The organism is Streptomyces sp. NPDC014656, from assembly GCF_043084305.1.
Taxonomy (GTDB): domain Bacteria; phylum Actinomycetota; class Actinomycetes; order Streptomycetales; family Streptomycetaceae; genus Streptomyces.
This window is the reverse complement of sequence record NZ_JBIBZN010000012.1, coordinates 256,223-279,431: the sequence shown is the minus strand read 5'-3', so window position 1 is coordinate 279,431 and position 23,209 is coordinate 256,223. Positions and strand designations below refer to the sequence as shown.

22 protein-coding genes are annotated in these 23,209 nt (G+C 74.3%); 16 read left to right on the top strand and 6 right to left on the bottom strand.

Going from position 1 to position 23,209, the window contains the following annotated elements; translation table 11 throughout:
- The 3 genes from ACF1ED_RS26430 to ACF1ED_RS26420 all read left to right on the top strand — a co-directional run.
- A partial coding sequence (locus ACF1ED_RS26430; RefSeq protein WP_391764480.1) for a DUF4162 domain-containing protein occupies positions 1-342 on the top strand: 342 nt, incomplete at its 5' end.
- Complete coding sequence (locus tag ACF1ED_RS26425) at positions 339-1,124, top strand: ABC transporter permease (protein ID WP_391764478.1); 786 nt, start codon at positions 339-341, stop codon at positions 1,122-1,124. The genes ACF1ED_RS26430 and ACF1ED_RS26425, both read left to right, overlap by 4 nt.
- A 153-nt stretch (positions 1,125-1,277) precedes the next feature.
- Entirely contained in the window at positions 1,278-1,457 is a 180-nt protein-coding gene (locus ACF1ED_RS26420; RefSeq protein WP_391764477.1) for a DUF1272 domain-containing protein, read from the top strand.
- A gap of 6 nt (positions 1,458-1,463) precedes the next feature.
- On the opposite strand, the gene ACF1ED_RS26415 is transcribed toward ACF1ED_RS26420, so the two are convergent.
- Positions 1,464-2,036: a dihydrofolate reductase family protein gene (locus ACF1ED_RS26415; protein ID WP_391764475.1), complete on the bottom strand. Its 573-nt coding sequence runs from the start codon at positions 2,034-2,036 to the stop codon at positions 1,464-1,466.
- 178 nt (positions 2,037-2,214) lie between these two features.
- On the opposite strand from ACF1ED_RS26415, the gene ACF1ED_RS26410 reads away from it, so the two are divergent.
- The 9 genes from ACF1ED_RS26410 (at position 2,215) to ACF1ED_RS26370 (ending at position 13,350) form a co-directional block, all read left to right on the top strand.
- Positions 2,215-3,009, top strand: a complete 795-nt coding sequence (locus ACF1ED_RS26410) for a TIGR03084 family metal-binding protein (protein WP_391764473.1) — start codon at positions 2,215-2,217, stop codon at positions 3,007-3,009.
- A 23-nt stretch (positions 3,010-3,032) separates the two neighbouring features.
- Positions 3,033-4,724: an acyclic terpene utilization AtuA family protein gene (locus tag ACF1ED_RS26405; RefSeq protein ID WP_391764506.1), complete on the top strand. Its 1,692-nt coding sequence runs from the start codon at positions 3,033-3,035 to the stop codon at positions 4,722-4,724.
- 66 nt (positions 4,725-4,790) lie between these two features.
- Positions 4,791-6,395 carry an acyl-CoA carboxylase subunit beta gene (locus ACF1ED_RS26400; protein WP_391764471.1) on the top strand — a complete coding sequence of 535 codons (1,605 nt, stop codon included), beginning with the start codon at positions 4,791-4,793 and terminating at the stop codon, positions 6,393-6,395.
- A 7-nt stretch (positions 6,396-6,402) separates the two neighbouring features.
- Positions 6,403-8,304: an acetyl/propionyl/methylcrotonyl-CoA carboxylase subunit alpha gene (locus tag ACF1ED_RS26395; RefSeq protein WP_391764469.1), complete on the top strand. Its 1,902-nt coding sequence runs from the start codon at positions 6,403-6,405 to the stop codon at positions 8,302-8,304.
- Positions 8,301-9,434 (top strand): acyl-CoA dehydrogenase family protein, encoded by a 1,134-nt coding sequence (locus ACF1ED_RS26390; RefSeq protein WP_391764467.1) that lies wholly within the window; start codon positions 8,301-8,303, stop codon positions 9,432-9,434. The genes ACF1ED_RS26395 and ACF1ED_RS26390 overlap by 4 nt, the downstream gene beginning before the upstream one ends.
- 148 nt (positions 9,435-9,582) lie before the next feature.
- Positions 9,583-10,221: an excalibur calcium-binding domain-containing protein gene (locus ACF1ED_RS26385; protein WP_391764465.1), complete on the top strand. Its 639-nt coding sequence runs from the start codon at positions 9,583-9,585 to the stop codon at positions 10,219-10,221.
- A gap of 141 nt (positions 10,222-10,362) precedes the next feature.
- Complete coding sequence (locus ACF1ED_RS26380) at positions 10,363-11,937, top strand: AMP-binding protein (protein WP_391764463.1); 1,575 nt, start codon at positions 10,363-10,365, stop codon at positions 11,935-11,937.
- Positions 11,938-12,016: 79 nt separating this feature from the next.
- Entirely contained in the window at positions 12,017-12,745 is a 729-nt protein-coding gene (locus tag ACF1ED_RS26375) for an enoyl-CoA hydratase family protein (RefSeq protein ID WP_391764461.1), read from the top strand.
- A complete protein-coding gene (locus ACF1ED_RS26370; RefSeq protein ID WP_391764459.1) occupies positions 12,733-13,350 on the top strand; it encodes a TetR/AcrR family transcriptional regulator in 618 nt (205 codons plus the stop codon). Before ACF1ED_RS26375 ends, ACF1ED_RS26370 begins: the two co-directional genes overlap by 13 nt.
- 118 nt (positions 13,351-13,468) lie before the next feature.
- Here the strand turns inward: ACF1ED_RS26370 and ACF1ED_RS26365 are convergent, their stop codons facing one another.
- Positions 13,469-14,431, bottom strand: coding sequence for a threonine/serine dehydratase (locus ACF1ED_RS26365; RefSeq protein WP_391764504.1), 963 nt, complete (start codon positions 14,429-14,431; stop codon positions 13,469-13,471).
- 178 nt (positions 14,432-14,609) lie between these two features.
- Positions 14,610-15,659 (bottom strand): M4 family metallopeptidase, encoded by a 1,050-nt coding sequence (locus ACF1ED_RS26360; RefSeq protein WP_391764457.1) that lies wholly within the window; start codon positions 15,657-15,659, stop codon positions 14,610-14,612.
- A gap of 363 nt (positions 15,660-16,022) precedes the next feature.
- On the opposite strand from ACF1ED_RS26360, the gene ACF1ED_RS26355 reads away from it, so the two are divergent.
- Positions 16,023-17,099 carry an isopenicillin N synthase family dioxygenase gene (locus ACF1ED_RS26355; protein WP_391764455.1) on the top strand — a complete coding sequence of 359 codons (1,077 nt, stop codon included), beginning with the start codon at positions 16,023-16,025 and terminating at the stop codon, positions 17,097-17,099.
- On the opposite strand, the gene ACF1ED_RS26350 is transcribed toward ACF1ED_RS26355, so the two are convergent.
- A complete protein-coding gene (locus tag ACF1ED_RS26350; protein ID WP_351855148.1) occupies positions 17,078-18,178 on the bottom strand; it encodes a citrate synthase 2 in 1,101 nt (366 codons plus the stop codon). The two genes, ACF1ED_RS26355 and ACF1ED_RS26350, sit on opposite strands and share 22 nt — an antisense overlap.
- A 223-nt stretch (positions 18,179-18,401) precedes the next feature.
- Between ACF1ED_RS26350 and pdxH the strand changes: the two genes are divergently transcribed.
- Entirely contained in the window at positions 18,402-19,028 is a 627-nt protein-coding gene (gene pdxH, locus ACF1ED_RS26345; RefSeq protein WP_391764502.1) for a pyridoxamine 5'-phosphate oxidase, read from the top strand.
- Between the two features lie 318 nt (positions 19,029-19,346).
- On the opposite strand, the gene ACF1ED_RS26340 is transcribed toward pdxH, so the two are convergent.
- Complete coding sequence (locus tag ACF1ED_RS26340) at positions 19,347-20,108, bottom strand: ABC transporter permease (RefSeq protein ID WP_391764453.1); 762 nt, start codon at positions 20,106-20,108, stop codon at positions 19,347-19,349.
- 1 nt (position 20,109) lies between these two features.
- The gene (locus ACF1ED_RS26335) at positions 20,110-21,048 is read right to left on the bottom strand and encodes an ATP-binding cassette domain-containing protein (protein WP_391764451.1); all 939 of its coding nucleotides are present in this window, start codon (positions 21,046-21,048) and stop codon (positions 20,110-20,112) included.
- A gap of 106 nt (positions 21,049-21,154) precedes the next feature.
- Here ACF1ED_RS26335 and ACF1ED_RS26330 point away from each other — a divergent pair, with 106 nt between their 5' ends.
- A complete protein-coding gene (locus ACF1ED_RS26330) occupies positions 21,155-22,489 on the top strand; it encodes a sensor histidine kinase (protein WP_391764449.1) in 1,335 nt (444 codons plus the stop codon).
- Positions 22,490-22,510: 21 nt separating this feature from the next.
- On the top strand, positions 22,511-23,173 hold the full coding sequence (locus tag ACF1ED_RS26325) for a response regulator (protein WP_391764447.1): 663 nt from the start codon (positions 22,511-22,513) through the stop codon (positions 23,171-23,173).
- Positions 23,174-23,209: the final 36 nt, after the last annotated feature.

Genomic DNA, 23,209 nt, shown 5'->3' with positions numbered 1-23,209 from the left:
GGCAGGATCGTCGCCGAGGGCACCGCCGACCAGCTCAAGCGCCGCGTCCCCGGCGGCCACGTCCGCCTCCGCTTCACCGACCCCACCGCCTACCGCAGCGCCTCCGACGCGCTGCGCGAGGCGACCGGGGACGACGAGGACCTCACCCTCCAGATCGCGAACGACGGCAGCCAGCGGGCCCTGCGCACGCTGCTCGACCGGCTCGACACCGCCGGCATCGAGGCCGACGAACTGACCGTGCACACCCCGGACCTGGACGACGTCTTCTTCGCCCTCACCGGTCCCGGCGGTGCGACCGCCACCGCCACCGTCCCCGCCCAGCCGAAGGAGAACGTCCGATGAGCACCCTGTCCCTCGCCGTCCGCGACTCGTCCACGATGCTCCGGCGCAACCTCCTGCACGCCCGCCGCTACCCCTCCCTCACCCTGAACCTGCTGCTCACGCCCGTGATGCTGCTCCTGCTCTTCGTCTACGTCTTCGGGGACGTGATGAGCGCCGGCATGGGCGGCGCGGACCGCGACGCGTACGTCGCCTACCTCGTGCCCGGACTGCTCCTGATGACGATCGGCTCGACCGTCATCGGCACCGCGGTCTCCGTCGCCAACGACATGAACGAGGGGATCATCGCCCGCTTCCGCACGATGGCGATCCACCGCCCGTCGATCCTCGTCGGCCACGTCGTCGGCAGCGTCCTCCAGTCGGTCGCGAGCGTCGTCCTCGTCGGCGCGGTCGGCGCCGCGATCGGCTTCCGCTCCACCGGCGCCACCGCCCTCGAATGGCTCGCCGCCCTCGGTCTCCTGGCCCTCTTCGCCCTCGCGCTCACCTGGATCGCCGTCGGCATGGGCCTGGTCTCCCCGAACGCCGAGGCCGCCTCCAACAACGCGCTCCCGCTGATCTTCCTCCCGCTGATCTCCAGCGCGTTCGTGCCGATCGACGCCATGCCCGGCTGGTTCCGGCCGGTCGCCGAGTACCAGCCCTTCACCCCGGCCATCGAGACCCTCCGCGGCCTCCTCCTCGGCACCGGGATCGGCCACAACGGCTGGCTCGCCCTCGCCTGGTGCGCCGGCCTCACCGTCCTCGGCTACGTCTGGTCGAACAAGACCTTCGGCAAGGACCCCAGGTAGCCGGTCCGTCCGGATCCCGCCCCGCCCCGTCGGCCCCGCCGGCGGGGCGTTCGGCCGTCCCCGGCGCCGTAACCGCCGCCGCCCGGCCCGATCCTGTCGAACCCTGGCCGTTCCCCTGTTTCGGACGGTCCGGGCCGCGTCGATCATGGAGCCATGGCTCTTGAGATGCGCGACCGCTGCGAACGCTGCGGGACGACGGCCCTGCCGGCCGACGCCCCCGCCCGGATCTGCTCGTACGAATGCACCTTCTGCGTGCCCTGCACGGAGGAGATGTCCGGGGTCTGCCCCAACTGCGGCGGCGAGCTGGTGCCCCGCCCGCGCCGCGTGCGGTGACGCCGTCTAGCGGACGACGTCGAAGACCTGCTTCTGGATGCCGTTCGCGTACGTCTCGTGCTCGACGAGCTCCAGCTTCCGGGCGTCCTTGTCGGCGGTGCTGAAGAGGCGCTTGCCCGCGCCGAGGAGGAGCGGGAAGACCAGCAGGTGGTAGCGGTCGATCAGGCCCGCGTCGGAGAGGGCGCGGTTCAGGGTCGCGCTGCCGTGCACGATGATCGGGCCGCCCTCGGTCTCCTTGAGGGCGGCGACCCCGTCGAGGGTGCGCAGGATCGTGGTCGGGCCCCAGTCGGAGACCAGGTCGTCCTCGGTGAGCGTGGTGGAGACGACGTACTTCGGCATCTCCTTGTAGTCGGCGAAGTCCGCCATGCCGGGCCAGACGGGGCTGAACGCCTGGTAGCTGGTGCGGCCGAGGAGCATCGCGGTGGCCTCCCGCTGCTCGCGGCCCTTGATCTCGTACGCCTCGGGCAGGAACTCGATGTCCTTGAAGGTCCAGCCGGCGTTCCGGTAGCCCTCCTCGCCGCCGGGGGCCTCGACGACACCGTCGAGGGAGACGAAGGCGGAGCTGATGAGAGTGCGCATGTCGGTCCCTGGTTCCTCTGTGGCACGGGTGGTGTCGCTTTCATGATCTGAGACCGGGTCTCCGGCGCCAACTCATCGGTCCCGCCGAAGGTGCTTTTCAAGCAAGCGCGCTTGATTGTTTCTGCGATCGCTGCCATGCTCCGACTCCTCAGGCCCGTCCTCCCGAGGGGAGCGCACCGTGTCCGACCCCGCAGACGTCCTCGCCGACCTGCGTGCCGAAAGCGACGAACTCGACGCCCTGGTCGATGAGTTGAGCGAGGCGCAGTGGCGTCGGGGGACGCCCGCCGCAGGCTGGAGCGTCGCCCACCAGATCGCGCATCTCGCCTGGACCGACCGGGCCGCGCTGCTCGCGGTCACCGACGTGGACGCGTTCGCCACGGAGGTGGAGAAGGCGCTGGCCGCGCCCGATCGGTTCGTGGACGACGGGGCCGGGGAGGGGGCGGCGCTGCCGCCCGGCGAGCTGCTGGCCCGCTGGCGGGAGGGGCGGCAGCGGCTGGACGCGGCCCTGCGGCGGGTGCCGCCGGGCGGGAGGTTCCCCTGGTACGGGCCGCCGATGAGCGCCCCGGCGATGGCGACCGCCCGGCTGATGGAGACCTGGGCGCACGGGCAGGACGTGGCCGACGCCCTCGGGGTCGTACGGGAGCCGACCGCCCGGCTGCGGCACGTGGCCTGGATCGGGCACCGGGCCCGCGACTACGCCTACCTGGTGCGCGGCGAGCAGCCGCCGGCCGAGCCCTTCCGGGTGGAACTCGTCGCTCCCGGAGGCGAGTTGTGGGCGTACGGGCCCGAGGGCGCCGCCCAGCGGGTCACCGGGACCGCGCTCGACTTCTGCCTGCTCGTCACCCAGCGGGTCCACCGGGACGACACCGCGCTGCGGGCCGAGGGCGCGGACGCGGAGCGCTGGCTCGGCATCGCCCAGGCCTTCGCCGGGCCGGCCGGGGCGGGGCGCGCGCCGAAGGAGGGGACGCGGTGACGCCGCCCGGGACGGAGGACGCGGTGGCGCCGCTGCGGATCGGCAATGCCTCCGGCTTCTACGGGGACCGGTTCTCCGCCGTCCGCGAGATGCTGACGGACGGTCACGTCGACGTCCTCACCGGGGACTACCTCGCCGAGCTGACCATGCTGATCCTCGGCCGCGACCTCCTCAAGGACCCCTCCGGCGGATACGCGAAGACCTTCCTGCGGCAGATGGAGGAGGGGCTGGGGCTCGCCCACGAGCGCGGCACCCGGATCGTCGCCAACGCCGGCGGGCTCAACCCCGCGGGGCTCGCCGACGCCCTGCGGGCGCTGGCCGCGAAGCTCGGGCTGCCGACCCGGGTCGCGCACGTGGAGGGCGACGCGCTGCCGCCCGAGCCCGGCGTCCTGACGGCCAACGCCTACCTCGGCGGCGCCGGGATCGCCGCCTGCCTGGCCGCCGGCGCCGACGTCGTCGTCACCGGGCGGGTCACCGACGCGGCGCTCGTCACCGGACCCGCGCAGTGGCACTTCGGCTGGGGCCCGGAGGAGTACGACCGGCTGGCCGGGGCCGTCGTCGCCGGGCACGTCCTGGAGTGCGGCACCCAGGCCACCGGCGGCAACTACGCCTTCTTCCGGGAGCACGCCGAACGCGACCCGAAGGCCCTGCTGCGGCCCGGCTTCCCGCTCGCCGAGCTGTACGGGGACGGGTCGGCCGTCATCACCAAGCACCCCGGCACCGGCGGGTTCGTCGACGTCGGCACCGTCACCGCCCAGCTGCTGTACGAGACCTCCGGCGCCCGCTACGCCGGGCCCGACGCGACCGCCCGGCTCGACTCCGTGCGCCTCGCGCAGGACGGGCCGGACCGGGTGCGGATCGACGGGGTGCGGGGCGAGGCGCCGCCGCCCACGCTCAAGGCGGGCCGCTGCCGGCTCGGCGGCCACCGCAACGAGGTCGTCTTCGTCCTCACCGGTCTCGACGTCGACGCCAAGGCCGCGCTCGTCCGGGAGCAGGTCGGCGCCGCCCTCGCCGCCGCGCCGCCCGCCGAGGTCCGCTGGGAGCTGGCCCGCACCGACCGGGAGGACGCCGCCACCGAGGAGACCGCGAGCGCCCTGCTCCGGCTGGTCGTGCGCGACCAGGACCCCGAGCGGGTCGGCCGGACCCTGACGGGGGCGGCGATCGAGCTGGCCCTCGCCAGCTACCCCGGCTTCCACGTCACGGCCCCGCCCGGCAGGGGCGCCCCCTACGGGGTCTTCGAGACCGCGTACGTGCCCGTCGCCGACGTGCCGCACACGGCGGTGCTCCCCGACGGGGCCCGCGTCGCCGTTCCCGTACCGCCGGCGACCCGCGTCCTGGAACCCGTACCAGCGCCGGAGCTTCCGGCGCCGCCGCCCGCCGGTCCGGTGCGGCGCGTCCCCCTCGGACGGATCGCGGGCGCCCGCAGCGGGGACAAGGGCGGGGACGCCAACGTGGGGGTGTGGGTGCGGACGGACGCGGAGTGGCGGTGGCTCGCGCACGCGCTGACCGTCGGCGCCTTCCGCGAACTCCTGCCGGAGACCGCCGGTCTGGAGGTCACCCGGCACGTACTGCCCAACCTGCGGGCGCTGAACTTCACGATCGCCGGGATCCTCGGCGAGGGCGTCGCCTCCCAGGCGCGCTTCGATCCCCAGGCCAAGGCCCTCGGCGAATGGCTCCGCTCCCGGCACGTCGACGTACCGGAGGAGCTGCTGTGACCGTCCGCCCCGACCTCGCGGAGGAGCTGCCGTGACCGTCCGCCCCGACCTCCCGGAGGAACCGTCGTGACCGTCCTCGCCTCCGCCCTCGACACCGGCGGAACCGATTACGAGGCCCACCGGGCCGCCATGCTGGAGAAGCTCGCCGCCCTCGACGCCGAGCACGCCAAGGCCCTCGCGGGCGGCGGCGAGAAGTACACCGCCCGGCACCGCGCGCGCGGCAAGCTGCTGGCCCGGGAGCGGATCGAGCTGCTGGTCGACCCGGACTCGCCGTTCCTGGAGCTGTCGCCGCTCGCCGCCTGGGGGAGCTCGTACCCCGTAGGGGCGTCCCTGGTGACCGGCATCGGGGTCGTCGAGGGCGTCGAGTGCCTGATCACCGCCAACGACCCGACCGTGCGCGGCGGCGCCTCCAACCCGTGGACGCTGAAGAAGGCGCTGCGGGCCAACGAGATCGCGCACGCCAACCGGCTCCCGGTGATCTCGCTGGTCGAGTCCGGCGGTGCCGACCTGCCCTCCCAGAAGGAGATCTTCATCCCGGGCGGGGCGCTCTTCCGCGACCTCACCCGGCTCTCCGCCGCCGGGATCCCGACGGTCGCGGTCGTCTTCGGCAACTCGACGGCCGGCGGGGCGTACGTGCCCGGCATGTCCGACCACACGGTGATGATCGAGGACCGTTCGAAGGTCTTCCTGGGCGGCCCGCCGCTGGTGAAGATGGCGACGGGCGAGGAGAGCGACGACGAGTCGCTGGGCGGGGCGGCCATGCACGCCCGGGTGTCCGGGCTCGCCGACCACTACGCGGTGGACGAGGCGGACGCGATCCGGCAGGCCCGCCGGATCGTGGCGCGCCTCAACCACCGCAAGGCGCACCCGGATCCGGACCCGGTGACGGTCGAGCCGCCGAAGTACGACGCCGAGGAGCTGTTGGGGATCGTGCCCGGCGACCTCAAGACGCCGTTCGACCCGCGCGAGGTGATCGCCCGGCTCGTGGACGGCTCCGACTTCGACGAGTTCAAGCCGCTGTACGGCTCCTCGCTGGCGACCGGCTGGGCGCGGCTGCACGGCTATCCGGTGGGGATCCTCGCGAACGCGCAGGGGGTGCTGTTCTCCGCCGAGTCGCAGAAGGCCGCGCAGTTCATCCAGCTGGCGAACCAGCGGGACATCCCGCTGCTGTTCCTCCACAACACCACCGGCTACATGGTCGGGAAGGAGTACGAGCAGGGCGGCATCATCAAGCACGGCGCGATGATGATCAACGCGGTGTCGAACTCGAAGGTCCCGCACCTGTCCGTCCTCATGGGCGCGAGCTACGGCGCCGGCCACTACGGCATGTGCGGCCGGGCCTACGACCCGCGCTTCCTCTTCGCCTGGCCGAGCGCCAAGTCGGCCGTCATGGGGCCGCAGCAGCTCGCGGGCGTGCTGTCGATCGTGGCGCGGGCCTCGGCGGCGGCGAAGGGGCAGCCGTACGACGACGAGGCGGACGCCGGTCTGCGGGCGATGGTCGAGGCGCAGATCGAGTCCGAGTCGCTGCCCGCGTTCCTCTCCGGCCTGCTCTACGACGACGGGGTCATCGACCCCCGCGACACCCGCACGGTCCTCGGACTGTGCCTGTCCGCGATCCACACGGCACCGGTCGAGGGCGCGCGCGGCGGCTTCGGCGTCTTCCGAATGTGAGGCCCTGATGATTTCGACCGTACTGGTCGCGAACCGTGGTGAGATCGCCTGCCGCGTCTTCCGCACCTGCCGCGAGCTGGGCGTCTCCACCGTCGCCGTGTACGCCGACGCCGACGCGGACGCCCTGCACGTGCGGGAGGCGGACGCGGCGGTACGGCTGCCGGGGGCGGCGCCCTCGGAGACGTACCTGCGCGGGGACCTGATCGTCGCCGCCGCGCTCGCGGCGGGCGCGGACGCCGTGCACCCCGGCTACGGCTTCCTCTCCGAGAACGCGGACTTCGCGCGGGCGGTGACCGGGGCGGGGCTGCGGTGGATCGGCCCGCCGCCGGAGGCCATCGAGGCGATGGCGTCCAAGACCCGCGCCAAGGAGCTCCTGGGCATCGCCCCGCTCGACGGCGTCACCGCGGCCGACCTGCCGGTGCTGGTGAAGGCGGCGGCGGGCGGCGGCGGGCGCGGCATGCGGATCGTCCGCGAACTGGGCGAGCTGGAGGCGGCGCTGAAGGCGGCGTCCGCCGAGGCGGAGAGCGCCTTCGGGGACGGCGAGGTGTTCGTCGAGCCGTACGTGGAGGACGGACGGCACGTGGAGGTGCAGGTCCTCGCCGACGCGCACGGCACGGTGTGGGCGCTCGGCACCCGCGACTGCTCGCTCCAACGGCGGCACCAGAAGGTGATCGAGGAGGCCCCCGCGCCCGGGCTGCCGGCCGCGCTCGTCGAGGAGCTGTACGCGGCCTCGGTGGCGGCCTCGAAGGCCGTCGGCTACGTCGGGGCGGGCACGGTCGAGTTCCTGGTCGCCGGCGGGCGGGCGCACTTCCTGGAGATGAACACCCGGCTCCAGGTCGAGCACCCGGTGACCGAGGAGGTCCACGGCGTCGACCTCGTCGCCCTCCAGCTCGCCGTCGCCGAGGGCGCCCCGCTGCCCGCGCTCCGGCCGGAGGGGAGCGGCCACGCGGTCGAGGCCCGGCTCTACGCCGAGGACCCGGCCACGGGCTGGACCCCGCAGACGGGCGTGCTGCACCGCCTGGAGTTCCCCGAGGTGCCGGGCGTCCGCGTCGACACCGGCTACGCCTCCGGGGACACGGTGCCGGTGCACTACGACGCCATGCTCGCCAAGGTGGTCGCGCACGCGCCGACCCGCGCCGGGGCCGTCCGCAAGCTCGCCCGCGTCCTGGAGCGGGCCGTGATCCACGGGCCCGCCACCAACCGGGACCTCCTCGTCGCCTCGCTGCGGCACGAGGACTTCCAGGACGTGCGGCGGCTCGACACCGGCTTCTACGGGCGGCACCTCGACGCCCTCGCCCGCAGGCCGGCCGGCGGGGAGCACGCGGCCGTCGCCGCCGCCCTCGCCGACGCCTCCCGCAACTCGGGCCGCTTCGGCGGCGGTTGGCGCAACGTCCGCTCGCAGGACGAGACCCGGACGTACGAGGACGGCACCGAGGTCCGCTACCGGCCCCGGCGGGACGGCGGCTTCGAGGTCCTCGCCCCGGAGGGGGTGCGGGCGGTGGCCGCCGCGCCGGGCCGCGTACGGCTCGAAGCGGGCGGAGTCGTACGGGACTTCGAGGTCGCGGCGTACGGCGACGGCACCGTCCACGTCGGTCCCCACCGGCTCGTCCCCCGCCCCCGCTTCACCGACCCGCGCGAGCGGACCCTCCCCGGCTCCCTGCTCGCGCCCATGCCCGGCACCGTCGTCCGGCTCGCGGACGGCCTCGCCGTCGGCGACCGGGTCGAGGCCGGGCAGCCCCTGCTCTGGCTGGAGGCGATGAAGATGGAGCACCGCGTCACCGCTCCCGCCTCCGGCACGCTCACCGCGCTCCACGCCGCCCCCGGCCGCCAGGTCGAGGTCGGCGCCCTGCTCGCCGTCGTACAGACCGAAGACGTACAGGCCGAAGACCAGGAGGAAGACCCCGTATGAGCACCGACATCGAGCCCCAGGAGCACACCGAGCTCCGCGCCGCCGTCTCCGCGCTCGGCCGCCGCCACGGCCCCGGCTTCGACCGGGCCGCCCTGTGGGCGGAGGCGGGCAAGCTCGGCTACCTGGGCGTGAACCTGCCGGAGGAGTACGGCGGCGGGGGCGGCGGCATGGCCGAGCTGTCCATCGTCCTGGAGGAGGCCGGTGCCGCCGGGGCCCCGCTCCTGATGATGGTCGTCTCGCCCGCGATCTGCGGCACGGTCATCTCCCGCTTCGGCACGCAGGAGCAGAAGGCGGCCTGGCTGCCGGGGCTCGCCGACGGGTCGCGGACGATGGCCTTCGGCATCACCGAGCCCGACGCCGGGTCCAACTCCCACCGCATCACCACCACCGCCACCCGCACCGAGGACGGCTGGGTCCTCAACGGCCGGAAGGTCTTCGTCTCCGGCGTCGACATCGCCGACGCGACCCTGATCGTCGGCCGCACCTCCGACGCCCGCACCGGCAGTCTCAAGGCGTGCCTCTTCATCGTCCCGCGCGACACCCCCGGCTTCGGCCGCCGCCACATCGAGATGGAACTCGACGCGGACGAGAAGCAGTTCGAGCTGACCCTCGACGACGTCCACCTGCCGGCCGACGCCCTCGTCGGCGACGAGGACGCCGGTCTGCTCCAGCTCTTCGCGGGCCTCAACCCCGAGCGGATCATGACGGCGGCCTTCGCGATCGGCATGGGCCGCTTCGCCCTCGACCGCGCGGTCGCCTACGCCAAGGAGCGGCAGGTCTGGAAGGCGCCCATCGGCGCCCACCAGGCCATCGCCCACCCCCTCGCGCAGGCCCACGTCGAGCTCGAACTCGCCCGCCTGATGATGCGGAAGGCGGCGGCGCTGTACGACGCGGGCGACGACCTCGGCGCGGGCGAGGCCGCCAACATGGCGAAGTACGCGGCGGCGGAGGCGTGCGTGAAGGCGGTCGACACCGCCGTCCACACCCTCGGCGGCAACGGCCTCACCAAGGAGTTCGGCCTCGCCCGGCTGGTCACGGCCTCCCGGGTGGCCAGGATCGCGCCGGTCAGCCGGGAGATGATCCTGAACTTCGTGGCCACCCACACGCTCGGCCTGCCCAAGTCGTACTGAGCCGGGAGGAGCGGGCCGCCGGCGCGACGCGCGCCCCGGCGGCCCGTCTTCCGGATACCCGCCCCCGGTTGTGAAGGTCCTGTGTACGATCCACGGCCACGGCACCCCGCTCGGTGCCGTCGTCCCCTTCACGCCCTTGGAGCCGCGCGTGCACCCCCAGTCGAACCCCTACCAGTCCGCCCCGGCGTGGCAGCCCCCGCGCCGCTGGTGGCAGCACCCGGCCCTGATCATCGTGCTGCTCGTCCTCTTCCCGCCGGCCGGCATAGTCCTGGCCTGGCTGGGGCGGTGGACCAACCGCACCAAGACCGTGGCGACGGTCCTGTCCGCGCTCTGGTTCCTCCTCATCCTGGTGAGCGACCCGCAGGAGGACCCGGCGAAGGGCGACGACCCCAAGCCGGCGGTGACGGCGACCGCGACGACGCCCCCCGCCCCGGAGCCCACCACCGAGTCCCCGAGCCCGGCCCCCACCACCGAGTCCCCGACGCCGGAGCCGACCACCCAGGCGCCGACCACCGAGGCCCCCACCCCGACCCCGACGCCCACCCCCGAGCCGACGACCCGGGCACCGAAGCCGACCACCCAGGCGCCGAAGCCGAAGCCCGTCCAGACGACGCAGCCCCCGGAGACCGCCGAGCCGGACCCGGAGCCGACCGAGGACGCCGGTTCGAGCGTCTACTACGCCAACTGCACCGCCGTCCGCGCCGCCGGCGCCGCCCCCATCCACGCCGGCGACCCCGGCTACAGCCGCAAGCTCGACCGCGACGGCGACGGCGTCGCCTGCGAGTGAGCGCGCTCGGGATCGGCGCGCACCTCCGATAAACCAAGCACGCACGCTTGATTGTTTTACGGGGTGCTGACAGGGTCTCCCCAAGCAGTGCCCGCGACCGCGATCCTGGCGGCCACCTTCCACCTCTCCAGGGGGCCACGCATGGTGTTCCACAGCGCGTACGAGCCGGTTTCCACCCTGTCCCTCCCCATTCACGAGGCCGTGCTCGGGGGCGCCGCCGCCTTCGGGGACGCGCCCGCGCTGGTCGACGGGGCGGGGGAGCTGTCGCTGTCGTACGCGCAGGTGGACGCCTTTCACCGGCGGGTGGCGGCGGGCCTCGTGGAGGCGGGGGTGCGGAAGGGCGACGTGCTGGCGCTGCACAGCCCCAACACGGTGCTGTTCCCGGTCGCGTTCTACGCCGCCACCCGCGCGGGCGCCTCCGTCACGACCGTCCATCCGCTCGCCACGCCCGAGGAGTTCGCCAAGCAGCTGCGGGACTCGGCGGCGCGCTGGATCGTCACCGTCTCGCCGCTGCTGCCGGCCGCCCGGGCGGCCGCCGAACTCGCGGGCGGGATCGAGGAGATATTCGTCTGCGACGCGGCTCCCGAGGGGTCCGGGGCGCGCTCGCTCCAGGGCTTCCTCGGGTGCACGGCCCCCGAGCCCGCGCTCGACTTCGCGCCCGGCGAGGACATCGCCGCCCTCCCGTACTCCTCCGGCACGACCGGCGTCCCCAAGGGCGTGATGCTCACCCACGCCTCCATCGCCACCAACCTGGCGCAGCTGGACCCGTTCATCCCGATGGGGCCGGGTGACCGGATCCTCGCCGTCCTGCCCTTCTTCCACATCTACGGGCTCACCGCCCTCATGAACGCGCCGCTGCGCAAGGGCGCCACCGTCGTCGTGCTGCCGCGCTTCGAGCTGGACACCTTCCTCGGCGCGATCCAGAAGCACCGCATCAACGGCCTGTACGTGGCTCCGCCGATCGTCCTCGCGCTCGCGAAGCACCCGGCGGTCGCGGCGTACGACCTGTCCTCGCTGGAGTACATCGTCAGCGCCGCCGCCCCGCTCGACGCGGCGCTCGCCGAGGCGTGTTCGGCGCGGCTCGGGCTGCCGCCGGTGCGGCAGGCGTACGGCATGACCGAGCTGTCCCCGGGCACCCACGTCACCCCGCTCTCCGCCGCGAACCCGCCGCCCGGCACGGTCGGCAGGCTGCTGCCCTCCACCGAGATGCGGATCCTCTCCCTCGACGACCCGTCGAAGGACGCGGCCCCGGGGGAGGACGGCGAGATCGCCATCCGCGGACCGCAGGTGATGAAGGGGTACCTGGGGCGGCCGGACGCCACCGCCGCGATGATCGACGCCGACGGGTGGGTGCACACCGGTGACGTCGGGCGGGTCGACGAGGATGGCTGGCTGTACGTCGTCGACCGGGTGAAGGAGCTGATCAAGTACAAGGGCTTCCAGGTCGCCCCGGCCGAGCTGGAGGCGCTGCTCCTCACCCACGAGGGCGTCGCCGACGCCGCCGTCATCGGCGTGACGGACGCGGACGGGACGGAGGTGCCGAAGGCGTACGTGGTGCGCCAGCCGTCCGCGCCCGGCCTCACCGCCGAGGAGGTCATGGCCCACGTGGCCGCCCTGGTCTCCCCGTACAAGAAGGTCCGGGCCGTCGAGTTCATCGACGCGGTGCCCCGGGCCGCCTCCGGGAAGATCCTCCGCCGCGAGCTGCGCGGGAGCTGAGGGCGCGGCGCGGGCCGAAAGCCGGGAGCCGAAAGCCGGGAGCCGAGAGCCGAGACCAGAGAGAGTCGAGGGAACGCACATGAGCCTGATCGCCGTCACCGAGGAGCGGGGGGTCGTCACCCTCGCCCTCGACTCCCCGGACACCCGCAACGCCCTCTCGGCCGCGCTCGTCGGCGAACTCGCCGAGGCGCTGGCCGGGGCCGGGAAGGACCCGGCCGTGCGGGCGGTGGTGCTCACGCACACCGGGTCGACGTTCAGCGCGGGCGCGGACCTCAAGGCGCCGCCGAGTCCGTACGTCTTCGTCGACCTGCTCCGGCAGGTCGTGGAGCTGCCGAAGCCGGTCGTCGGGCACGTGGCGGCCGGCGGCCGGGTCCGCGCGGGCGGGCTCGGGCTGCTGGGGGCGTGCGACGTCGTGGTGGCGGGGGAGGGGGCGGACTTCGCGCTCACCGAGGTGCGGATCGGGGTGGCGCCGGCGGTGATCTCGCTGACCCTGCTGCCGAGGCTGGAGCCGCGCGCGGCGGCCCGGTACTACCTGACGGGTGAGCGGTTCGGCGTGCCGCAGGCGCGGGCGATGGGTCTCGTCACGGCCGGCGAGGAGGAGCTGGAGGCGGTCCTGGACGGGCTGCGGGCGGCCTCGCCGCAGGGGCTGCGGGAGTCGAAGAGGCTGGTCACCGCTAGAGTCCTGGAGACCTTCGAGCGCGACGCGGAGGAGCTGGTGCGGCGTTCGGCGACGCTCTTCGCCTCCGCCGAGGCGCGCGAGGGCATGACGGCCTTCCTCGAACGACGGGACCCCGAATGGCGGCTGTGACCGCGCACCGGCAGGACGGACCTCCGGTGCCCGACCGAGCCCCGAAGCAGGACCGGAGCCGGGTGACCCGGCAGCGGCTCCTGGAGGCCGCCGTGGCCTGTCTGGCCGAGTACGGCTGGGCGGGGTCCACGGTGGCGGTGGTCGCCGAGCGGGCGGGGGTGTCGCGGGGCGCCGCCCAGCACCACTTCCCGACCCGCGAGGACCTGTTCACGGCGGCGGTCGAGTACGTCGCGGAGGAGCGTTCGCAGGCGCTGCGGTCGCTGCCGACGGACGACCGGGCGCAGACGGTCGCCGCGCTCGTCGGCCTCTTCACCGGCCCTTTGTTCCGGGCCGCCCTCCAGCTGTGGGTGGCGGCCTCGAACGAGGACCAGCTCCGTGACCGGGTCGCCGAGCTGGAGGCCCGGGTGGGCCGGGAGTCGCACCGGATCGCCGTCGAACTGCTCGGTGCCGACGAGTCGCGCCCCGGCGTCCGCGAGACGGTCCAGGGCCTCCTGGACATGGCCCGCGGCCTCGGCCTGGCGACCCTGCTGTCGGACGACACGGCCCGCCGCGACCGCGTGGTCGCCCAGTGGGCCCGCCTGATCGACGAGGCCCTGACCTCCTGAGCCCCTGGTCCTCTGAGCCCCTGGCCTCCTGACCCCTTGGCCTCCTGAGCCCCTGACCCCGTAGGCCCCGACGGCCCAGGCCCCGACGCCCCAGGCCCAGCCCCCAGCCCTCGGCCCCCTAGGGCCGCAGGCCGAAGCGGTCGGCCCAGGCGGTGACGTCGGCGACCGTCGCGTTGCCTCCGCAGACGACGAGGCCGAGACGGGCGTCGGGGCCGACCCGGTCGAGGATCCGGCGGGCGGCGGGCAGGAGGCAGCCGGCGGCGGGCTCGGCCCAGACCTTGGCGTGTTCGGCCAGGTCGAGGGTGCCCTGGACGGCCTCCGCGTCGGTGACGGTGAGCACGTCCTCGACCAGGGCGGCGACGTGCGCGTGGGTGAGCGCCGAGACGGTGGGGGCGCTCAGCGTGGACACGACCGAGGAGAGCTCGACCGGCACCGGGCCGCCGGCGGCCAGGGCGGCCGTCATGGCGTGGGCGCCCTCGGTCTCGACGCCCCAGACCCGGACGCCGGGGCGGCGGGCGCGCAGGGCGGTGGCGACGCCGGCGATCAGACCGCCGCCGCCGATGCTGACGAGCACGTCGGTGAGCTCGCCCGCGTCCTCGGCGAGCTCCAGGCCGACGGTGCCCTGGGCGGCGACGACGAGCGGGTCGTCGAAGGGGTGGACGGCGGTGAGCCCGCCGGCCCGCAGCTCCTCCATGAGGGCGAACGCGCCGGGCATGGTGTCGGCGAGGCGGACCTCCGCGCCGGCGGCCTTCGCGGTGTCCACGGCGCGGGCCGGGGCGGAGCGGGGCATGACGACGGTCGCCCGCACCCCGAGGACCCCGGCCATGACGGCGAGCCCGATGCCGTGGTTGCCGCCGCTGACGGCGACGACCCCGGCGGCCCGCTCGGCCTCGTCGAGGGAGAGCAGCTTGGCGGCCGCTCCCCGGGCCTTGAACGAACCGGTGCGCTGGAGGAGTTCCAGCTTGACGGTGACGTCGGCGCCGAGGAGGGCGGTCAGTCCGGGACTGGGCAGGGTGGGGGTGCGGACGACGTGTCCGGTGAGGCTTGCGGCTGCGGCTTCGACGTCCGCGACGGTGATCAGCACGCCTTCCACTGTGCCGTACGCCTCCCCGGGAGGAACAGGTCCTCCGGGGAGGGACAGATCCTCCGGGGAGGAACAGGCGCTCCCCGGGGCAGGTCCTCCCGGGAAGGGGGCAAGTCCTCCCGGGAAGGGGCAGGTCCTCCCGGGGAGGAACAGGCGCTCCCCGGGGAGGGACGGGTCAGACGCCGGGGATCTCCCGGGCCCGGAAGGCGTCCCGTACGGCCGCCTCGGCGCCGGCGCCGTACATCCGGCGGGCGGTCTCGACGGTGGTGCGGGCGGCGGCCTCGAAGGAGGTGTCGGGGGCGAAGCCGAACTGGGCGTTGACGATGATCCGGTCGGCGGTGCGGGCGCCGAGGGCCCGTCGGACGTCGAAGAGGGCGCGGGACCAGATCTCGCCGTCGGCGTGGACCTCGCCCTCGCGGTCGGCGTAGGTCTTGGTGCCGTCGAGGCGGCGCAGGCAGTGCGGGGCGGCGCTGTAGCCGGTGGCGTCCCAGTCGGCGACGCACGCCTGGTCGGCCTTCATGGGCCAGCCGTACTTCTGGACGGCGTGGGTGCCGACGGCGACGGCGAGGTAGTCGCCGAAGGCCTCGCCGATGGAGCCGGCCTCGGTGGAGGTGCCGAAGCCGGGGACCTGGGCGTGGTGCACGGCGTGGCCGTACTCGTGGAGGATCACCTCGGCGTCCTCGGCGTCGTCCACGCCGCCCTTGCCGAAGCGGATCTCGGCCTTCTTGTCGGTGAAGAAGGAGTTGTCGGCGCCCCACTGGTTGAGGCGGACGGGCTGGACGCGGTCGTTGGCGCCGGGCAGTTCGGTGCCGAAGCCGAGGCCCTGGAGGTACTCCTGGCCCTCGTTGACCCAGAAGTACGCCATGACCTGCTCGAACTCGTCGTCGGAGCGGTCGTACGAGGCGGCCTGGGCGAGCTTCGCGGGGTTGCCGGTCTCGGAGCGGACGCTGACCCACTTGCCGGAGAGGCCGCCGCTCGCGTCGAGGTTGCGGAGGGTCGCGAGGGCGTAGGCGGAGGCGGGGACGTCGCCGGCCGCGTCCTTGTGGTCGGCGAGGGTCTGGTCGCCGGTGGCCTGGACCGGGTTGACCATGAAGACCCGGGCCTGGGGCGCGGTGGTGGTGGCGGTGGCGGCGGTGGCTCCGGGGGACGGGAGGAGCGCTCCGGCGGCGGCCAGGGTGAGGGCTGCGGCGGCCAGGAGGCGGCGGGGCGTGCGGCGGGCGGTCATGGACATCCTCCTGCGCGGGGACGCGGCGACGAGATGATTGGCATGCGCGTGACATGTGAGGCGGCGATCTTCGCGTACCGGACGCCCCGGCGGCCAGACCCCGGCCCCCGCGATCCGCTGTGACGCGGACCACAGGCGAACCGCGCCGCCCGCAGTACGCTGGTCCCATGCCTACGCTCGTTCGCCGCCGTCACGTGGACTTCGTCCGCGTCACGAGCATGAGCTGTCGCCGCGCCGCCTGACCCCAGGGGCACCACCTCTCCGCCCCGCGGGGTCCCTCCACCGACCCCTGTCGACCGGCACCCGCGGCCCCCGCCCCACCCCGGCGGCCGCCCCGGGACCCGTACACCCGCGGACGCATCCATGAGCCTCAGCGCACCCACCACCGCCCCCTCCGCCCCCTCCCTCTCGTACGCCTCGCAGCTCCCGATCGTCGACCTCTCCGCCGCGGACCGCGGCCCCGACGCCCGCCGGCTGCTCCACGCCCAGCTGCACTCCGCCGCCCACGACGTCGGCTTCTTCCAGCTCGTCGGGCACGGCGTGACCGAGGCCGAGACCCGGGCCCTCACCGACGCGACGCGCGCCTTCTTCGCCCTGCCCGAGGCGGACCGGCGCGCCGTCGACAACCTCAACTCCCCGCACTTCCGCGGCTACACCCGGGTCGGCGACGAGCGCACCCGGGGTGCCCGCGACTGGCGCGACCAGCTCGACATCGGCGCCGAGCGGCCCGCCCGCGTCCCCGCGCCCTGGGAGCCCCCGTACTGGTGGCTGGAGGGCCCCAACCAGTGGCCCGCGGCGCTGCCGCAGCTGAGGACGGCGGCCCTGCACTGGATCGACCGGCTGAGCGGGGTCGCGGAGCGCCTGCTCCACGAGCTGCTGGCCTCCATCGGCGCGCCCGCGGACTTCTACGACGACATCTTCGGCCCCCGCGCCCATCCGCAGCTCAAGCTGGTCCGCTACCCGGGCAGCAGCGGCGAGGGCGACGACCAGGGCGTGGGCGCCCACAAGGACTACGGCTTCCTCACCCTGCTCCTCCAGGACCAGGTGGGCGGGCTCCAGGTGCAGCGCGAGGACGGGAACTTCCACGACGTGCCGCCGCTGCCCGGGGCCTTCGTCGTCAACCTCGGTGAACTCCTCGAAGTCGCGACGAACGGCTATCTGCTCGCCACCAACCACCGGGTGGTCTCCCCGCCCGGCGCGACGGAGCGCTTCTCCGTCCCGTTCTTCTACAACCCGCGGCTCGACGCCCGGATCGCCCCGCTGGACTTCCCGTACGCCTCCGCGGCCCCCGGCATCACCACCGACCCGGCGAACCCGCTGTTCGCCGAGTACGGGAGGAACGCCCTGAAGGGCAAGCTCCGCGCCCACCCGTCGGTGGCGGCCCGCCACCACGCGGAGCTCCTGCCGCGACCGGAGGGTCAGCCGGCGATGTCGGCGTAGCCCTCGATCTCGCGCGGGTCCCGGCGGCCGGGACCCGTGTAGCGGGCCGAGGGGCGCACGAGGCGGCCGGTGCGCTTCTGCTCCAGGATGTGCGCCGACCAGCCGGCCGTGCGGGCGCAGCTGAACATCGACGTGAACATGTGCGCCGGGACCTCGGCGAAGTCCAGGACGATGGCGGCCCAGAACTCGACGTTCGTCGCGAGGATGCGGTCCGGACGGCGGTTGTGCAGCTCCTCCAGGGCGGCCTTCTCCAGCGCGGCGGCGACCTCGTAGCGCGGGGCGTCCAGCTCCTTCGCGGTGCGGCGGAGCACCCGGGCGCGCGGGTCCTCGGCGCGGTAGACGCGGTGGCCGAAGCCCATCAGGCGCTCGCCCTTGTCGAGGGCCTGCTTCACGTAGGCGGTGGCGTCGCCGGTCCGCTCGATCTCCTCGATCATGCCGAGGACGCGGGAGGGCGCGCCGCCGTGCAGCGGGCCGGACATGGCGCCGACGGCGCCGGAGAGGGCGGCGGCCACGTCGGCTCCGGTGGAGGCGATGACGCGGGCGGTGAAGGTGGAGGCGTTCATGCCGTGCTCGGCGGCCGAGGTCCAGTAGGCGTCGACGGCCTTGACGTGCTTCGGGTCCGGCTCGCCGCGCCAGCGGATCATGAAGCGCTCGACGACGGACTCGGCCTTGTCGATCTCGCTCTGCGGCACCATCGGCAGCCCCTGGCCGCGGGCCGACTGGGCGACGTAGGACAGGGCCATGACGGCGGCGCGGGCGAGGTCGTCGCGGGCCTGCTCGGCGGAGATGTCGAGGAGCGGTTTGAGGCCCCAGACCGGCGCGAGCATGGCGAGGGCGGACTGGACGTCGACCCGGATGTCGCCGGAGTGGACCGGGATCGGGAAGGGCTCGGCGGCCGGCAGGCCGGGGTTGAAGGCGCCGTCGACGAGCAGACCCCACACGTTGCCGAAGGAGACGTGGCCGACGAGGTCCTCGATGTCGACCCCGCGGTAGCGCAGCGCGCCGCCTTCCTTGTCGGGCTCGGCGATCTCGGTCTCGAACGCGACGACTCCTTCGAGGCCCGGTACGAAGTCGGACATCAGGCGGCTCCTTCTATCGATGATCGATCAACCGTCGGCGATGGCTGGAGGGACTCAACAGTCATCCAGCCGTTGAGTCTGTACGGTTCCGATGATGCGGGGAAGCGTGACATCCGGCACAGTGCGCCGAACCGGGGACGAAGGATTGGCGCCCCGCCGTGGCGGGCAGACTGGGGTGCTGCGGCAGGATGGCCCCGTGACCGACGCCCTGGACCCCGCCGACATGCGCGAGCAGTACCGCACCAAGGAACTGACCCCGGCCGACCTCGCCCCCGATCCGATCGGGCAGTTCGCGTCCTGGTTCAAGGAGACCGCCGCGAGCCCGGCGATCCACGAGCCCAACGCGATGGTCGTCTCCACCGCCACGCCCGACGGCCACCCCTCCGTCCGCACGGTCCTGCTCAAGCACTACGACGACGCGGGCTTCGTCTTCTTCACCAACTACGGATCCCGCAAGGGCACCGAGCTGACGGCCAACCCGCGGGTCGCGCTGCTCTTCCCCTGGCACCCGCTGGCCCGCCAGGTCATCGTCACCGGCCGGGCCGTCCGCACCGGGCGCGACGAGACCGCCGCCTACTTCCGCACCCGCCCGCACGGCTCCCAGCTGGGCGCCTGGGCCAGCGAGCAGTCCTCGGTGATCGCCTCGCGGGAGGAGCTGCTGGCCCGCTACGAGGAGCTGGCCGCCCGCTATCCCGGCTCCGAGCAGGTCCCGGTGCCGCCGGAGTGGGGCGGCTTCCGGGTCGTCCCGGAGACCGTCGAGTTCTGGCAGGGCCACGAGAACCGGCTCCACGACCGGCTGCGGTACGTCCGCGAGGGCGGGTCCTGGCGGGTGGAGCGCCTGGCGCCGTAGGCGCCGCCCGTGCTCCGGAAGGCCCGGAAAACGCAGACGACCCGTGGGCCTTTGGTCCCGTCCGCCTAGGTTCGGACGGGAGCCGGCCGGACTTGCCGGCGGCCCACGGGTCGGGTGACTGCTTGGGTTTCGGCAGCTGGCCTGCCGAGGTGCACATCGTGCGACGGCAGGCCTTAGCCCGCAGTCACCTCACGAGTCCGAAAAGAAATCATTTTTCCGGATCACCTCCTTTCGCGTGTGCCCACACCCTACGAACCTCCCGGGAGGGCCACAAGCGATTTAATCCGGAGGTTTTCACGGCGGTTCCTCCGCCGCTCCTCAGGCGTCCCGCCGCCGCAGCGACCACCACCCGGCGAGCAGCGTCGCCCCGGTCCACAGCGCGGTCACCCCGATCCCCGTCCAGGCGCCCAGCGCCCCCAGGGGCTCCTGGAAGAGGATCTGCTGGCCGGCGCGGTCCGGGAGCCAGGTCGCGGCGCCCTCGGAGACCCCGCCGACGACGAAGGACACGATGAGGATGAACGGGATCAGGATGCTCAGCACCGCCGTGGCGCTGCGCAGCAGGAAGGTCAGCCCCATCGAGAACAGCGTGATCAGCGCGAGGTAGAGCCCGGCGCCGAAGCAGGACCGCAGCGCACCCGGCTCGCCGATCCCGACGGCGTACTCGCCGAGGAAGGCGTTGGCGGTGAAGAACATGACGAACCCGGCCACCACGCCCACCGCGAGCGCACCCGCCCCCACCACCGCCGTCTTCGCCCCGTAGAGGAGGTTCCGGCGCGGCACGGCCGCCAGGGAGTTCCGCAGCGCCCCGTTCAGGAACTCGGAGGAGGCGGCGGTCGCGCCGAAGGAGATCGCGGCGATCTGCACGAAGTTCACCGGGTAGTAGAGCCAGAAGAGGCGGTCGATCTCGCCGGTCGCCGCCTCCGGCTGCCCGATGGCGGGGAAGACCGCCAGGGAGATCGCGAGCGCGGAGCCGAGGACGGTGAGCAGCGAGCCGAAGCTCGACCGGACCGACCGGACCTTGATCCACTCGGAGCGGAGCACGGCGGCGGGGGAGAGCGCGGCGGGGGAGAGCGCGGACACGTCAGACCTCCTGGGGGGTACGGGCGGTGAACTCGGCGGCGTCCGCCGTGAGGGCCAGGTACGCCTGCTCCAGCGAGGCGCGCTCGTCGGCCAGTTCGAAGACGGGGATGCCCTCGCGGGCGGTGACCGCGCCGATCTCCTCGGCGGAGGCGCCCTCCACCAGCCACCGGCCGTCCCGGTCGGCGGTGTCCCCGACCGTCCACCCCTTCGCGAGGAGCGTGGCCCGCAGCCGCAGCGGGTCACCGGTCCGCACCCGCACGCGCGCGTGGCTGTGGGCGTCGATGAACTCCCGCATCGGCACGTCCGCGAGGAGCCGCCCCCGGCCCAGCACCACCAGGTGGTCGGCGAAGGTCGCGGTCTCGTTCATGAGGTGGCTGGAGACCAGGACCGTGCGGCCCTCGGCGGCGAGCCGGCGCAGCAGCTCGCGGATCCAGACGATGCCCTCCGGGTCCAGGCCGTTGGCCGGCTCGTCCAGCATCAGCACCCCGGGGTCGCCCAGCAGCGCGGCGGCGATGCCGAGCCGCTGCCGCATGCCCAGCGAGTAGCCCTTGATCCGGCGGCGGGCGGCGGACTCCAGGCCCGTCTCCGCCAGCACCTCGTCGACCCGGCGGGCCGGCAGGCCGTTGCTCGCCGCGAGGAGGCGGAGGTGGTCGCGGGCGGTCCGGGACGGGTGCGCGGCCTGCGCGTCGAGGAGCGCGCCGACCGTGCGCAGCGGCTCGTCGAGCGTCACGTACGGGCGGCCGCCGATGGTGGCGGTGCCCGAGGTCGGCCGGTCGAGGCCGAGGACGAGCCGCATCGTGGTGGACTTCCCGGCCCCGTTCGGGCCCAGGAAGCCGGTGACGCGCCCCGGCTCGACACGGAACGTCAGCCCGTCCACGGCCCGGGCCGCGCGCCTGCCGCCGTACTCCTTGGTGAGGTTCTGGATGTCGATGCTGGTCATGGCTCCAGCCTGGCGAAGCGGCGCCGCCGGGCCATCCCCCGCGCGTGGAGACCGTCTCCCCCGTGCGGGGGAGCCGCGCGGGACCGCCCCTTGAGAGGATCGCCGAATGCCCGCACCGCCCCCGCCCCCGGCCCCCTCCCCGTCCCCGTCCCCCGCAGCGTCGTCCCCCTCCCCGTCCCCCCTCTCCTTCCTCCGGGCGCTCCCGCGCCCCCTGGTCCGGGCGGTCACGTACACCCGCTGGCTGCACCTGGTGATCGGCGCGGTCGTGCCGCTCGCCGGGGGGCTGGTCTACCCGGGCCTGTCCGACCCGGGCCCGCTGGACTGGCTGATCGCCGCCGTCCTCCCGGTCCCGCTGGTCGCGGCGGCCGCGCTGCTCCCGTCGGCCCGCCGCGCCGAGGGCCTCCAGGCGCGCCTGATGCTGTTTCCGGGGAAGCACGCGCGCGTGCGGGGCGGGGCCGGCGGCGACGGGGCCGGTGGCGGTGACGCGGCCGACGCCGGCGACGCGGCCGGCGGCATCTCGGCGAGCCCGTCGGCCTCCTGGACGGACCGGGGCAGGACGGCCCTGTGGCTGGTGTTCCGGATGGAGGCCGGTCTCGGGGTCTGGCTGCTGTCGGTCTGGCTGCTCCAGTGCGCGCTGGTGCTGTCGGGCGTCTCCGTCGAGGAGCCGGTGATGGGGTCGCTCACCCCGTCCGGGGGCGCGCGGGCGCTGGCCCCGCTGCCCCTCCTGGCGCTCCTCGCGCTGGCCGTCGCCGCCGGGCGGCTGGACACCCGGGTCGCCCGGCTCCTCCTCGGCCCGTCCGTGAAGGAGCGCATGGCGGCCCTGGAGGACCGCACGGAACGGCTCCTGGAGCGCAACAGGATCGCCCGCGAGCTGCACGACTCCCTGGGGCACGCCCTCACCCTGGCCGTCGTCCAGGCGGGCGCCGCGCGGGCGGCCGGCGACCCGGAGTTCACCGACCGGGCGCTCGCGACCATCGAGGAGACCGGCCGGGCCGCCCTGGAGGACCTGGAGCGGGTCCTGCTGCTGCTCCGCGAGACGGGCCGCCGCCCGGCCGGCGCGAGCCCCGGCCTCGACGAGGCGGCCCGCCTCCTCGACTCCGCCCGCTCCTCCGGCGCGCGCGTGGACGCCGAGATCACCGGCACCCTGGAGGACCTGCCGGGCCCCGTCTCCCGGGAGGCGTACCGCATGCTCCAGGAGGCCCTGACGAACGCGCTGCGGCACGCGGGCCCGGTCCCCGTCGGCGTCCGCGTCACGGCGGGGGACGCCCGCCTGCGCCTCCTCGTCACCAACCCCCTCCCCGAAGGCCGGCCCCCCGCCGTCCCCGGCTCGGGCAGCGGCCTGCGCGGCATCCGGGAACGGGCCGCGCTGCTCGGCGGCAGGGCCGAGTCAGGCGTGGAGGACGGCACTTGGCGGGTCGACGTGACCCTGCCCCTGCGCTGACCGGGCCTCTACGCTGACCGGATGCCGATCAAGATCCTCCTCGTGGACGACGAACCCCTCGTACGGGCCGGCCTGCGCGCCGTCCTGGAGGCCCAGCCGGACATCGAGGTGGTCGGCGAGGCCGCGGACGGCGCGGCCGTCGTCCCCCTCGTGCGCGGCCTCAGGCCCGACGTCGTGGCGATGGACGTCCGCATGCCCCTCATGGACGGCATCGAGGCGACCTCGGCGGTCCTCCGCACGGTCGACTCCCCGCCCAAGATCCTCGTCGTCACCACCTTCGAGAACGACGAGTACGTCTACGGCGCCCTGCGCGCCGGCGCCGACGGCTTCCTCCTCAAGCGCGCCCGCCCGGCCGAGATCGTCCACGCCGTCCGCCTCGTCGCGGAGGGCGACTCCCTCCTCTTCCCGGCGGCCGTACGCGAGCTGGCCGCGTCCTACGGCGCCGAACGCGGCGACACCGCGGCCCGCGAGGCCCTGAACCGCGCCGGCCTCACCGAACGCGAGGAGGACGTGCTGCGCCTGATGGCCCGCGGCCTGTCCAACGCCGAGATCGCGAACCGCCTCGTCGTGGGCACGGAGACCGTGAAGTCCCACGTCAGCGCGATCCTCGCGAAACTGGGCGCCAGGGACCGCACCCAGGCCGTGATCGCCGCCTACGAATCCGGCTTCGTCTCGCCCGCGTAGATTCCGGCGAAATCCGTTTCGCCGAACCCGGTGTGT

Excerpts from the sequence above, each read along its gene's own strand:
- ACF1ED_RS26375 (WP_391764461.1), top strand. The coding sequence starts at position 12,017 with ATGAGCCTGATCGCCGTCACCGAGGAGCGGGGGGTCGTCACCCTCGCC.
- ACF1ED_RS26420 (WP_391764477.1), top strand. The coding sequence starts at position 1,278 with ATGGCTCTTGAGATGCGCGACCGCTGCGAACGCTGCGGGACGACGGCC.
- ACF1ED_RS26380 (WP_391764463.1), top strand. The coding sequence starts at position 10,363 with ATGGTGTTCCACAGCGCGTACGAGCCGGTTTCCACCCTGTCCCTCCCC.
- ACF1ED_RS26425 (WP_391764478.1), top strand. The coding sequence starts at position 339 with ATGAGCACCCTGTCCCTCGCCGTCCGCGACTCGTCCACGATGCTCCGG.
- ACF1ED_RS26370 (WP_391764459.1), top strand. The coding sequence starts at position 12,733 with ATGGCGGCTGTGACCGCGCACCGGCAGGACGGACCTCCGGTGCCCGAC.
- pdxH (WP_391764502.1), top strand. The coding sequence starts at position 18,402 with ATGCGCGAGCAGTACCGCACCAAGGAACTGACCCCGGCCGACCTCGCC.
- ACF1ED_RS26355 (WP_391764455.1), top strand. The coding sequence starts at position 16,023 with ATGAGCCTCAGCGCACCCACCACCGCCCCCTCCGCCCCCTCCCTCTCG.
- ACF1ED_RS26395 (WP_391764469.1), top strand. The coding sequence starts at position 6,403 with ATGATTTCGACCGTACTGGTCGCGAACCGTGGTGAGATCGCCTGCCGC.
- ACF1ED_RS26330 (WP_391764449.1), top strand. The coding sequence starts at position 21,155 with ATGCCCGCACCGCCCCCGCCCCCGGCCCCCTCCCCGTCCCCGTCCCCC.
- ACF1ED_RS26350 (WP_351855148.1), bottom strand. The coding sequence starts at position 18,178 with ATGTCCGACTTCGTACCGGGCCTCGAAGGAGTCGTCGCGTTCGAGACC.
- ACF1ED_RS26325 (WP_391764447.1), top strand. The coding sequence starts at position 22,511 with ATGCCGATCAAGATCCTCCTCGTGGACGACGAACCCCTCGTACGGGCC.
- ACF1ED_RS26390 (WP_391764467.1), top strand. The coding sequence starts at position 8,301 with ATGAGCACCGACATCGAGCCCCAGGAGCACACCGAGCTCCGCGCCGCC.
- ACF1ED_RS26335 (WP_391764451.1), bottom strand. The coding sequence starts at position 21,048 with ATGACCAGCATCGACATCCAGAACCTCACCAAGGAGTACGGCGGCAGG.
- ACF1ED_RS26415 (WP_391764475.1), bottom strand. The coding sequence starts at position 2,036 with ATGCGCACTCTCATCAGCTCCGCCTTCGTCTCCCTCGACGGTGTCGTC.
- ACF1ED_RS26360 (WP_391764457.1), bottom strand. The coding sequence starts at position 15,659 with ATGACCGCCCGCCGCACGCCCCGCCGCCTCCTGGCCGCCGCAGCCCTC.